General features: G+C 62.1%; 9 protein-coding genes. 2 read left to right on the top strand and 7 right to left on the bottom strand.

What is annotated here, in order from left to right:
• Positions 1 to 50: 50 nt before the first annotated feature.
• The 7 genes from ilvD to Q8M42_RS03550 all read right to left on the bottom strand — a co-directional run bounded on the left by ilvD (position 51) and on the right by Q8M42_RS03550 (position 10,014).
• Positions 51 to 1,898: a dihydroxy-acid dehydratase gene (gene ilvD / locus Q8M42_RS03580; protein WP_304870230.1), complete on the bottom strand. Its 1,848-nt coding sequence runs from the start codon at positions 1,896 to 1,898 to the stop codon at positions 51 to 53.
• 532 nt (positions 1,899 to 2,430) lie between these two features.
• On the bottom strand, positions 2,431 to 3,777 hold the full coding sequence (gene mgtE, locus Q8M42_RS03575) for a magnesium transporter (protein ID WP_304870228.1): 1,347 nt from the start codon (positions 3,775 to 3,777) through the stop codon (positions 2,431 to 2,433).
• A 277-nt stretch (positions 3,778 to 4,054) separates the two neighbouring features.
• Positions 4,055 to 4,909 (bottom strand): ABC transporter permease, encoded by an 855-nt coding sequence (locus Q8M42_RS03570; protein ID WP_275960340.1) that lies wholly within the window; start codon positions 4,907 to 4,909, stop codon positions 4,055 to 4,057.
• Positions 4,910 to 5,042: 133 nt separating this feature from the next.
• Positions 5,043 to 6,275 (bottom strand): ABC transporter permease, encoded by a 1,233-nt coding sequence (locus Q8M42_RS03565; protein ID WP_304870225.1) that lies wholly within the window; start codon positions 6,273 to 6,275, stop codon positions 5,043 to 5,045.
• A 54-nt stretch (positions 6,276 to 6,329) separates the two neighbouring features.
• Positions 6,330 to 7,403: an ABC transporter substrate-binding protein gene (locus tag Q8M42_RS03560; RefSeq protein WP_304870222.1), complete on the bottom strand. Its 1,074-nt coding sequence runs from the start codon at positions 7,401 to 7,403 to the stop codon at positions 6,330 to 6,332.
• A 26-nt stretch (positions 7,404 to 7,429) separates the two neighbouring features.
• A complete protein-coding gene (locus Q8M42_RS03555; protein WP_304870220.1) occupies positions 7,430 to 8,542 on the bottom strand; it encodes an ABC transporter ATP-binding protein in 1,113 nt (370 codons plus the stop codon).
• 275 nt (positions 8,543 to 8,817) lie between these two features.
• Complete coding sequence (locus Q8M42_RS03550; RefSeq protein ID WP_304870218.1) at positions 8,818 to 10,014, bottom strand: class I SAM-dependent rRNA methyltransferase; 1,197 nt, start codon at positions 10,012 to 10,014, stop codon at positions 8,818 to 8,820.
• 185 nt (positions 10,015 to 10,199) lie between these two features.
• On the opposite strand from Q8M42_RS03550, the gene Q8M42_RS03545 reads away from it, so the two are divergent.
• Together Q8M42_RS03545 and mutM are read left to right on the top strand one after the other, a co-directional pair.
• Positions 10,200 to 11,012, top strand: coding sequence for an HDOD domain-containing protein (locus Q8M42_RS03545; RefSeq protein WP_304870427.1), 813 nt, complete (start codon positions 10,200 to 10,202; stop codon positions 11,010 to 11,012).
• 74 nt (positions 11,013 to 11,086) lie between these two features.
• On the top strand, positions 11,087 to 11,899 hold the full coding sequence (mutM, locus tag Q8M42_RS03540) for a bifunctional DNA-formamidopyrimidine glycosylase/DNA-(apurinic or apyrimidinic site) lyase (RefSeq protein WP_304870216.1): 813 nt from the start codon (positions 11,087 to 11,089) through the stop codon (positions 11,897 to 11,899).
• The last annotated feature ends 17 nt before the right edge of the window (positions 11,900 to 11,916 follow it).

Genomic DNA, 11,916 nt, shown 5'->3' with positions numbered 1-11,916 from the left:
ATAAAAGCAAAAACCCGGCATTGAGCCGGGTTTTGTTTACAGCGACTGACTTACGGCACCAGCTTGTCCAGCAGGGCCTTGTCACGCACTGCACCTTTGTCGGCGCTGGTGGCGAGCAGGGCGTAGGCCTTGAGCGCTGTGGTGACTTTGCGCGGGCGCACTTCCACCGGCTTCCAGCCTTTCTTGTCCTGTTCCACGCGGCGTGCGGCCAGCTCTTCATCACTTACCAGCAGGTTGATCGAGCGCTCGTGGATATTGATCAGGATCTTGTCGCCTTCGCGCACCAGGCCGATGGCGCCGCCTGCTGCGGCTTCCGGCGAGGCGTGGCCGATGGACAGGCCCGAGGTGCCGCCGGAGAAGCGGCCGTCGGTGAGCAGGGCGCAGGCTTTGCCAAGGCCTTTGGACTTCAGATAGGAAGTCGGATAGAGCATTTCCTGCATGCCCGGGCCGCCTTTCGGGCCTTCGTAGCGGATGATGACAATGTCACCCGCTTGCACTTCGTCGGCGAGGATGCCGCGTACGGCGCTGTCCTGGCTTTCAAAGATCTTCGCGTTACCTTCGAAGACATGGATCGACTCATCCACGCCGGCGGTTTTCACTACACAGCCGTCGACGGCGATATTGCCGTAGAGCACGGCCAGGCCGCCTTCTTGCGAGTACGCATGCTCGACGCTGCGGATGCAGCCGTTTTCGCGGTCATCATCCACGGTGTCCCAGCGGGTGCTCTGGCTGAACGCGGTCTGCGTCGGGATGCCGGCTGGGCCGGCGCGGAAGAAGGTGTGCACGGCTTCATCGTCGGTCTGGGTGATGTCCCATTTGGCGATGGCCTCACTCATGGTCTTGCTGTGTACGGTCGGCAGGTCGGTGTGCAGCAGGCCGCCTCTAGCCAGCGAGCCGAGGATGGAGAAGATGCCGCCGGCGCGGTGCACGTCTTCCATGTGGTACTTCTGGATGTTCGGCGCCACTTTGCACAGTTGCGGCACTTTGCGCGACAGGCGGTCGATATCGCGCAGGTCGAAATCGACTTCGCCTTCCTGGGCGGCCGCCAGCAGGTGCAGGATGGTGTTGGTCGAGCCCCCCATGGCGATGTCCAGGGTCATGGCGTTCTCGAACGCCTTGAAGTTGGCGATGTTGCGCGGCAGCACCGACTCATCGTTCTCGCCGTAGTAGCGTTTGCACAGCTCGACGGCAGTGCGCCCGGCTTGCAGGAACAGCTGCTCGCGGTCGCTGTGGGTGGCCAGAGTGGAACCGTTGCCCGGCAGGGCGAGCCCTAAGGCTTCCATCAGGCAGTTCATCGAGTTGGCGGTGAACATGCCGGAGCAGCTGCCGCAGGTCGGGCAGGCGCTACGCTCGTATTCGGCGACTTTTTCGTCACTGGCCGAATCGTCGGCGGCGATCACCATGGCGTCGACCAGGTCCAGGCCGTGGCTGGCCAGCTTGGTCTTGCCCGCTTCCATCGGCCCGCCGGAAACGAAGATCACCGGGATATTCAGGCGCAGGGAGGCCAGCAGCATGCCGGGGGTGATCTTGTCGCAGTTGCTGATGCAGACGATGGCGTCGGCGCAGTGGGCGTTGACCATATACTCCACGGAGTCGGCGATGATCTCGCGGCTCGGCAGCGAATAGAGCATGCCGTCGTGGCCCATGGCGATGCCGTCATCGACCGCGATGGTGTTGAACTCTTTAGCCACGCCGCCGTGTTTCTCGATCTCGCGGGCAACCAGCTGGCCCATGTCCTTCAGGTGCACGTGGCCGGGCACGAACTGGGTAAAGGAGTTGGCGATGGCGATGATCGGCTTCTTGAAGTCTTCGTCCTTCATCCCGGTGGCACGCCACAGGGCACGGGCGCCGGCCATATTGCGGCCGTGGGTGGAGGTCTTCGAGCGGTAATCAGGCATGGCGATAAATCCTGCAAAGGCTATTCAGGTCACGCGTGCACGGCGAAGGCGCTGTGCGGGCAACGGGCTGTTGCTGCGTATGTTGAGCCGGGTTCAGGCCCAAGGCAAACGCAAGTGCGCATTTACCGGGCCGGGGCGCTGCCTGGCGCGGGGTGGGCGCTGGCGTGGCTGGGCTACAAGGTCCGCCTGGATAGGGCAGGAGAGCGCCGATTCTAGCAGGCCGTTGAAAAACTACCTACGTTGGCAATGCGGCGTTAAAAACAGGCTCGGAATGCTCATTTACAGCTCGTAAACTCGCGTGCGAGCCCAGTCCGTCCTCGCCTGTTTTTGCCTTGCCTTGCCTTGCCTGCCTCGCCTACGTTTTTCAACGGCCTGCTTTTTCGGCGCGCTCGCAAGGAAGGCCGGTATGCCCAGTGGTGCGGGTTCTGTCAGTCGCTGGCGACTATCAATAGGTTGTTCATCTCGTTCTCCCGCACGCCGCAAGGCATGCCAAGGCAGGCGGCTGGCCGATTGCGGCCAGCTACCTGTGGGCTCAGTTCAGGCTCAGTACCTGGCTGGCGATGGCGAAGTACACCAGTACGCCGGAGGCGTCGGCGATTGAGGTGATCAGCGGGGCGCTGGCGGTGGCGGGATCGAGGCCCAGGCGGTGCAGCACGAAGGGCAGGCTCATGCCGATCAGGCTGCCGACTATGACAATCACCACCATGCTACTGGCGACCACCAGGGCGATCTCCGGGCCGCCGCGCAGCAGGCCGAGCAGCGATACGGCAACAGCCATGGTGATGCCCAGCGCCAACGCCACCACACATTCGCGGCGCAGCAAGCCGAGCCAGTCACGCAGCACCACCTCGCCAGTGGCCAGGGCGCGGACCATCAGGGTGGCCGATTGCGAACCGGCGTTGCCGCCACTGTCGACCAGCAGCGGGAGGAAGAACACCAGGGCAATATTGGCCGCGATCACGTCTTCAAAGGCGGCGATACCGGCTCCGGAAAACAGGTTGCCGAACACCAGCAATACCAGCCAGAACACCCGCTTGCGGTAGAGCAGGCTGATGCTGGCGTCCTTCAGGTTACCGATCAGGGTGCTGACGCCCGCGCCTTTGTGGAAGTCCACCGTGGCTTCTGCGGTGACCACATCCATTGCGTCGTCGTAGGTGACGATACCCACCAGTTGCGCGCCGCCATTAGTGATCGGTAGCGCCAGCAGGTCATAGCGCTCGATCAGTTTGGCCACCTGCTCCTGGGACGTGTTGACCTGGGCGCTGATCATCTCGCGCACCATCAGCTGGCTGATCGGTGTGTCGGCCGGTGCGAGGATCAGCTGGCGCAGTGATACGGTGCCGAGCAGGCGTCGCTGTTCATCCACCACATAGCTCTGGTACAGGGTTTCGGCGTCCGGGGCGGCATGGCGCAGGCTGTCGATGGCCTGTGCGGCGTTCAGGCCGACTGCCAGAGTGGCGTAGGCCGATGTCATCAGTGCGCCGGCGCAGCCTTCGGGGTATTCGGCCAGCTTGCACAGGTCTTCGCGTTCGGCCTGGGCCAAGGCGGGCAGCAAGGTGGCGCGCAATCCGTCATCCATCTGATTGAACAGGTCGGCACGTTCGTCGGCAGACATGGCGGCGACCAGCTCTACCAGCTCAGCACGTTGCAGGTGGTGACTAAGCGCCAATTGTTGCGGTGTGGCGCAGTAGCCGAAGACTTCGGCGCGGCGTTTGCCTGGCAATTGCTCGAGCACTTGCCAGGCCTGGTGGGTTTCCAGCAGGTCGAGGGTGTCGGCGAGGTCGGCCGGGCGCAGGCTGTGCACGGCTGCCAGGGCGCTGCCTGGGTCGTTCTGTTGCAGGGCGAAGCGCAGGTTTTGCGCAAGGGTGAAGACATTCATTGTTGCTCTCCTGGGCACGCGCCATGGGCGCCTGGAGAGCCGTAATCAGACCGTGCTGATACGGGCCCGCAGACGTGCCGCTGACGGGTACGCCGGTTGCCAAGTTGTAGCCGCTAAGGGGCAATAACTGGGAAGGTCCATTAAGGTCTGATCTCTGATACCGCTTATGCGGCGGCGCGATGGTAGGCAGCGAGGGGTGGCCGGTCAACCGGTTGTAGAGGCTTTGCCGCAGTCGTTCAGGTCAGGTTCAGCAAGCCTGAACGATGCGGGGCAGGGATTACTCGATCAGCTCAATCCCACGCATGCGCTCGGCGCGGCGGCGCAGCAGTTCGATGGTCACCAGCAGGGCGATGGACACCAGAATCAGCAGGGTGGCGATGGCCAAGATGCTCGGGTTGATCTGCTCGCGCAGGCCCGAGAACATCTGCCGGGGGATGGTGCGTTGCTGTGGGCCGGCCATAAACAGGATTACCACCACCTCATCGAACGAGGTGATAAAGGCGAACAGTGCGCCGGAAATCACCCCGGGGCGGATCAGCGGCATGATGATGTCGAAGAACACCCGCAGCGGTGTGGCCCCCAGGTTCAGCGCGGCGCGGGCCAGGCTGTAGTCGAAGCCGGTGAGGGTAGCGGTGACGGTGATGATCACAAACGGCGTACCCAGCGCGGCGTGGGCGATGATCACCCCGAGGTAGTTGCCAGCCAGGCCGAGATCCGAATAGAAGAAGAACATCCCGGCGGCGGTGATGATCAGCGGCACGATCATCGGCGACAGCAGCAGCGCGGTGATCAGCCGGCGCATCGGCATATCGTCGCGCGCCAGCCCCACTGCCGCACAGGTGCCAAGCACGGTGGCGATCAGGGTGGCGAAGATGCCGATCAGAAAGCTGTTCTTGATCGCCAGCAACCACTTGTCGTCGTTGAAGATGGCCGTGTACCAGCGCAGCGAATAGGCCTCGGGCTGCAGGGTGAGCATGCCTTCGGTAAAGCTGAAGAACGGCTCGACATTGAATGACAGCGGGATGATCACCAGGATCGGCAGGATCAGAAACAACAGCACCAGCCAGGAGCTAGTCTTCAGCAGCCAGGCGCCGAGGTGGTGCCAGAAACCGTAGTAGGCGGGAATCTTCATAGGCAAGCGTCCAGTGTCAAACAGTCGGACGAAGGGGTAGCCCGGATGCAATCCGGGGGCGGTGTCGTGGCGAGGTGCGCGTCCCGGATTTCATCCGGGCTACGGTGCGCGCGGCAAAAGAATCTAAGCATGTTCATCCCAGCTTGATATTGCTGGCGCCGACAAAGCGGTCGTACAGCCAGTACAGCAGCAGGATCAGACCGAGCAGCAAGGAGCCCAGCGCAGCGGCCAGTTCCCAGTTGTTCGAGCGCTGCATATGGAAGGCGATGATGTTGCTGATCATCTGCCCATCGGTGCCGCCGACCAGTGCCGGGGTGATGTAGTAGCCAACCGAGATGATGAATACCAGCAGTGCGCCGGCGCTCAGGCCCGGCAGAGTCATTGGAAAGTAGATGCGCAAGAACGCCGGGATCGGCCGTGCGCCCAGAGACAGCGCCGCGCGCAGGTAGCTGGGGTCAATCCCGCGCATCACGCTGTACAGCGGCAGGATCATAAACGGCAAGAGGATATGGGTCATCGCCACCACGGTGGCAAACGAGGTGTAGAGCATCTCGATGGGTTGACCAATCACGCCGATGCCGAGCAGGAAGGAGTTGATCACCCCGTTGGTCTGCAGCAGGGCGATCCAGGCCGTGGTGCGCACCAGCAGCGAGGTCCAGAACGGCAGCAGCACCAGCACCAGCAGCAGATTGGCGCGGTTCTCCGGCAGGCCGGCCAGGTAGTAGGCCAGTGGGTAGCCAAGCAGCGCGCAGAAAATGGTGATGACCAGGGCCATGCTCAGGGTCTTGCTGTACAGCTGCAGGTAGATCTGCGTGTCTTCGCGTACCTGAATGCCCTGCTCGGGGTGCAGTTCCAGGTCGAGCGCGGTCAGGTAGTAGTCATAGGTATAGGGTTTGCCCGCGCGCTGGATGGCGTACCAGATTTCCGGCTTGCTCCAGTTGCGGTGAGACTTGAGCAAGGTGTCGGCGCCCTCTTGCTGCAGTTGCGCATCGTGCAGTCGGCTGAGCTTACGTGCGCTGGCCTTGACCACGCTGGACATGCCCGCCGAGGCGCGGTTGAACTCTTCGGCCAGTTTGCCGGACTGGCGCTCTTTGGCCAGGCTGTGCAGCTCCTGGGCGAATACGCTCAGGGTTTTCTCATCAGGAATCGTTTTGCCGTCCCAGCGTTGCAGCTCGCTCAGGGTCAGCGGAATCAGGGCGGCCACCGTCGGATGGTGGACACTGCGCCAGAGCATGCTGGCAATCGGTGCGACAAAGCTCAGCAGGATAAACACCAGCAGCGGCACGACAAACAGAAAGGCGGTGAGGCGTTTCTTGTTGCGGGCGCTGGAGGCTTGGCTGGCTTCGGTAGACGTGAGGGAGGACAAGGCGTTACTCCGAAAATCCTGACCCCTCTCCTGCTGGAGAGGGGTCATAGCGGGTTACTTCAATAGCCACTCGTTGAATTTCTCACCGAGGGATTCGCCATAGTCAGCCCAGAAGTCCGAACCGGCCTGGATGCCTTTGCTCAGGTGAGCGGTCGGCAGGTGCGGTGCGGCGCTTTGGTCGGCCAGCGGCATGGAGGATTTGCGGGTGGGGCCGTAGGCCACGTCCGGCATGCCGGCCAGTGGGGTGGAGCCGGTGGCGTAGGCAATGAATTTCAGTGCCAGGTCTTTCTTCGGCGAGCCTTTGACGATGGCCCAGGCGTCGAGGTCGTAGACGTGGCCGTCCCAGACGATAACGAAAGGTTTGTTTTCCTGGCGGATGGCGTCATAGAAGCGGCCGTTAGCCGATTGCACCAGCACCGCGCCACCATCGTTGAGCAGTTGTGGCGCCTGCGACCAGGAGTCGAACCAGACGATGTCCTTCTTGAGGGTGTCCAGCTTGGCGAAGGCGCGGGCCTGGCCTTCCGGGGTAGACAGCACGTCATAGACTTCGGCCGGCGGCACGCCGTCAGCCAGCAGCGCCCATTCCATATTCACCTGTGGGCGTTTGCGCAGGGCGCGCTTGCCAGGGATTTTGCTGGTGTCGAAGAAATCGCTGATGCTCGCAGCCTTGGTGCCGCCGATGGTTTTCTCGTTGTAGGCGAACACCACCGACCAGACGATATTGCCGACCGCGCACTCACTGGCCAGGGCTTCGGGGATAAAGTCCTTCTCGGCCGGCACGCCGTCTACACCTGGCGGCAGGATGTCGCGTGGGATGCTTTCCAGCAGGCCTTCGGAGCAGGCGCGTTCAAGGTCGATCACCTCGAAGTCGACCACGTCCCACTGAATATTGCCGGACTCGACCTGTGCTTTGATCTCGGCCACGCCGCCGGTGTAGTCCTCGAACAGCACCTTGTTGCCGGTGTCTTTCATAAACGGGTCGATCACGTGTTTCTGTTGGGCCGCGCCGTAGGCACCGCCCCATGACACCACGGTCAGAGTCTCCTGCGCGCTGGCGGCGAAACTTGCCGTGCCTAGCGCGGCAGCTAAAGCGAAGGTGGAAAAGCGGGTGGTCAGTGTTCTAGCCATTGCTGTGCTCCATTGCTTCTTATAGGTCAGGGGGTTGTTACGGGGCGATCCAGGGCCTGGCTATCTTGCGGCAGCCAGGCCAGGGCGACTTCTTCCTTGGCACTGAGTTGCGGGGCGCTGCTGTCATTCATGTTTTTCACCACCAACTCGGTGCCATCGGCGGTTTCGAAGTGGTAGCGAATGTATTCGCCGACATAGTGGCGGGTGACGAAACGCGCCATGACCTGGTTGCCGGCGGCGCCCAGACGGTCGGTAAAACTGAGTTTTTCCGGGCGGATCGACACCGTAGTGGGCAGGCCGACTTCCGTGCAGTTGGCCTTCAGCGAGCTGACCATGGCGCCGTCGTCCAGGCGCACCTGCACGCTGTCCTCGCCGACGCTTTGGATCACGCCCTTGAGCTTGTTGCTCTCGCCGATAAAGTCAGCGACGAACAGGTTGGCCGGACGCTCGTAGAGCACATGGGGCGGCGCGCACTGCTGAACGATGCCGTTATTGAATACGGCGATGCGGTCGCTCATGGTCAGCGCTTCGGTCTGGTCGTGGGTCACGTAGATCACGGTAAAGCCGAGCTGCTCGTGCAGGCGCTTGATCTCGAACTGCATCTGCTCGCGCAGCTTCTTGTCGAGCGCGCCCAGCGGTTCGTCCATCAGCACGATGTCGGGGGCGAAGATCAGCGCGCGGGCCAGGGCCACGCGCTGGCGCTGGCCGCCGGAGAGTTGTCCGGGAAAACGGTTACCGAAATCCAGCAGCTCGACCAGCGACAGGTACTCATCGACCTTGGCGCGGATCACCTCTTTGGGCTGCTTGCGGATCTTCAGCGGGTAGGCGAGGTTTTCACGCAGGGTCATGTGCGGGAACAGCGCGTACTGCTGGAACACCATGCCGATATTGCGCTGGTAGGGTGCGATGCTGGTGACCGAACGGCCGTTGATCAGGATCTCGCCGCTGGTTACGTCCTCGAACCCGGCGAGCATCATCAGGCAGGTGGTTTTACCCGAGCCGGAAGGGCCGAGCAGGGTGATAAATTCGCCCTTGGCCACATCCAGATTGAAATCCTTGACCACCAGATTCTTGTGGTCGTACGTCTTCTTGACGTTGGTGAATTGCAGGAACGGTTTGTCCCCAGCCAGGTCAGCCATACCCCTCCCCAAATGTGCTCTGAACAGACAGCAGCTTGTGACCGTTATCTGCATGCTTGAATTCGCAGCCCCGCCTCGATGGTGCAGCGGGAACTTGTTTGAATGTTCAAGTTACGCAAGCACTGTGCCAGACCGCTGCGGTACATCGCGGGCGCTGCAGTGCTGGGGGGTAAGCCTAGCCCAGGCGCGGGGTTGCGCCAGGTAGGTGTGGGGAGTGGTAACAGCGCGGGAGAGAAAGAAGCACCTGCCGACACGCACTCGGCAGGTGCAGGTGCTCAGCTATTGGGCAGCAGGCGCACGGTCAGGCTCTTGATATAGCGGGTCTCGTTGATGGCCGGGTGGACTGGGTGATCCGGGCCTTGGGCGCCGCGTTCGAGCAGCTGGATATTGCGGTCCAGGTGACGCGCGCTGGTCAGCAGGATGTTCTGCAGGTTGTCTTCTTCCAGGTGCATGGAGCAGCTGGCGCTGATCAGGATGCCGTCCTTGTTGAGCAGGCGCATCGCCTGTTCATTAAGACGGCGATACGCGCCTTCACCGTTCTTCTGGTCTTTCTTGCGTTTGATAAAGGCGGGCGGGTCGGCGACGATCACGTCGAAGCGCTCTTCCGAGGCCTTGAGCTGTTTCAGCGCCTCGAATACATCGCCTTCCACACAGGCGACCTGGTCGGTCAAACCGTTCAGTGCGGCGTTGCGCTCCACGCCGTCGAGGGCGAAGCCGGAGGCATCCACGCACATCACGTCGCTGGCGCCGAAGGCTGCAGCCTGCACGCCCCAGCCGCCGATATAGCTGAACAGATCGAGTACGCGTTTGCCTTTGACGTAGGGCGCCAGGCGCGCGCGGTTCATGCGGTGGTCATAGAACCAGCCGGTTTTCTGCCCTTCGATCACTGGCGCTTCAAACTTCACGCCGTTCTCTTCCAGGGCGACCCACTCCGGCACCACGCCAAACGGGGTTTCCACATAGCGCGCCAGCCCCTCGGCATCGCGGGCGGCGGAGTCGTTCTTGAGCAGGATGCCGCTGGGTTTGCACACCTGAATCAGCGCGGCGAGCACGTCATCCTTGTGCCGCTCCATGGTGGCGGAAGCCAGCTGTACCACCAGAATGTCGAAGAAGCGGTCGACCACCAGGCCCGGCAGCAGGTCGGAGTCGCCGTACACCAGGCGATAGCAGGGCTTGTCGAAGAGTCGCTCGCGCAGGCTCATGGCGACGTTGATGCGGTGCACCAGCAGGGATTTGTCCAGCACGTGTTTGACGTCACGCGACAGCAGGCGCGCGCAGATCAGGTTGTTCGGGCTCATCGCGACGACGCCTAACGGCTTACCGCCGGTCGCCTCGAGAATGGCCTGATCGCCAGCCTGGAAACCGCTCAGCGGGGTGGCGGCGACGTCGATTTCGTTGCTGTAGACCCACAGATGGCCGGCGCGCAGGCGTCGATCGGCGTTGGCTTTCAGGCGCAGGCTGGGCAGGGACATGCTGGGGACTCCGAAAAAAGAGCGGAATTATAGCTGGTTCGCTGGCCTTACGGCGGTTACAAAAGTCGCCTGTGGAAGTGCTGGGGGTTTAGCTAGACTGTTCATCACTTCTCATTCCGGTTGTTCCTGTCATGTCCCAAGAGCTTTCCGCCGAATATATCCAGCAAGTGCTGCAGGGCATCAGCGTGCCGCCGCAGCCGCAGATCATGGTGGATTTGCAGATGGAGCAGGTGATGCCGAGCCCTGATCTGCGCGCCATCGCCAAGCTGATCGGGCAGGACCCCGGCCTGTCCGGCGCACTGCTGAAATTGGTGAACTCGCCGTTTTTCGGCCTGGCCAATCGCATCGCCTCGATCCAGCAGGCGGTCAACCTGCTGGGCTGCAACACGGTGATCAATCTGATCAATGCGCAGTCGATCCGTGGCGAATTGACTGATGAGGCCATCGTCACCCTCAACCGTTTCTGGGACACCGCCCAGGATGTGGCCATGACCTGCCTGACCCTGGCCAAGCGCATCGGCTACCACTCGCCGGATGAGGCTTACACCCTCGGCTTGTTCCACAACTGCGGCATTCCGCTGATGATCAAGCGTTTCCCCAATTACATGAACGTGCTCGAGGAGGCCTACGCCAGCGCCACTGGCGAGCGCCGCGTGGTGGATACCGAAAACCGTTTGCTCAACACCAACCACGCGGTGGTCGGCTACTTCACCGCCAAGTCGTGGAACCTCCCGCTGCACCTGTGCGAGGCGATTGCCAGCCACCACAACGCCTTGGCGATTTTCACCGAGGACGCCAGTCGCGATGCGCAGCTGAAAACCCTGCTGGCGATTCTGAAGATGGCCGAGCACATCTGTGAAAGCCATCTGGTGCTGGGCAATCAGCCGGACGACCATGAGTGGCAGAGCATCGAGCAGCTGGTGCTGGAGTATGTCGGCCTGTCCGGTTATGACTTCGAGAACCTGCGCGAGAGCATTCGCGACCTTGGGGCAAGTTAGCAGGCTGCCTCGTCGCTGCGGGGCGATCCTGCTAAGGTAGGTGCCCGCTCGGATTGCTCAGCTGATCACTCGTTATGCCAGAACTTCCTGAAGTAGAAACCACTCGCCGTGGCATCGCGCCGTTCCTTGAAGGCCAGCGCGTCAGCCGGGTGATCGTGCGCGAACGTCGGCTGCGTTGGCCGATCCCCGAAGACCTGGATGTCCAGCTGTCTGGGCAGCGTATCGAGTGCGTCGAGCGGCGCGCCAAGTACCTGTTGATCAAGGCCGAAACCGGCAGTTTAATCAGCCATCTGGGTATGTCCGGCAGTCTACGTTTGGTCGAGGCGGGGCTGCCGGCGGCCAAGCATGAACATGTGGATATCGAGCTGGAGTCCGGCCTGGCCCTGCGTTACACCGATCCGCGGCGTTTCGGCGCACTGCTCTGGAGCCGTGATCCGTTGAGCCATGTGCTGCTCAGCAAGCTGGGGCCGGAGCCGTTGACCGAGTTGTTCGATGGCGAGCGATTGTTCCAGCTGTCGCGTGGTCGAGCCATGGCGATCAAGCCCTTTATCATGGATAACGCCGTGGTGGTTGGGGTCGGCAATATCTACGCGAGCGAGGCGCTGTTTGCTGCGGGCATCGATCCGCGCCGAGAGGCTGGCTCGGTGTCGCGGGCGCGCTACGTAAAGCTGGCGGATGAGATCAAGCGCATCCTCGCCCATGCCATCGAGCGCGGCGGTACGACGCTGCGTGACTTTGTCGGCGGCGATGGCCAGCCTGGGTATTTCCAGCAGGAACTGTTCGTCTACGGGCGCGGCGGTGAATTCTGCAAGCACTGCGGCAGCACCCTGCGCGAGGTCAAACTGGGCCAGCGCGCCAGTGTTTATTGTCCGCGCTGCCAACGCTAGGGATTTTTCGTCGGGCT

Origin of the sequence: Pseudomonas sp. (genome assembly GCF_030684895.1) — a bacterium.
Lineage (GTDB): Bacteria > Pseudomonadota > Gammaproteobacteria > Pseudomonadales > Pseudomonadaceae > Aquipseudomonas.
Note: the sequence above shows the minus strand (reverse complement) of the source record. Positions and strands in the feature narration are given on the sequence as shown.

Excerpts from the sequence above, each read along its gene's own strand:
- ilvD (WP_304870230.1), bottom strand. The coding sequence starts at position 1,898 with ATGCCTGATTACCGCTCGAAGACCTCCACCCACGGCCGCAATATGGCC.
- mgtE (WP_304870228.1), bottom strand. The coding sequence starts at position 3,777 with ATGAATGTCTTCACCCTTGCGCAAAACCTGCGCTTCGCCCTGCAACAG.
- Q8M42_RS03570 (WP_275960340.1), bottom strand. The coding sequence starts at position 4,909 with ATGAAGATTCCCGCCTACTACGGTTTCTGGCACCACCTCGGCGCCTGG.
- Q8M42_RS03555 (WP_304870220.1), bottom strand. The coding sequence starts at position 8,542 with ATGGCTGACCTGGCTGGGGACAAACCGTTCCTGCAATTCACCAACGTC.
- Q8M42_RS03560 (WP_304870222.1), bottom strand. The coding sequence starts at position 7,403 with ATGGCTAGAACACTGACCACCCGCTTTTCCACCTTCGCTTTAGCTGCC.
- Q8M42_RS03550 (WP_304870218.1), bottom strand. The coding sequence starts at position 10,014 with ATGTCCCTGCCCAGCCTGCGCCTGAAAGCCAACGCCGATCGACGCCTG.
- mutM (WP_304870216.1), top strand. The coding sequence starts at position 11,087 with ATGCCAGAACTTCCTGAAGTAGAAACCACTCGCCGTGGCATCGCGCCG.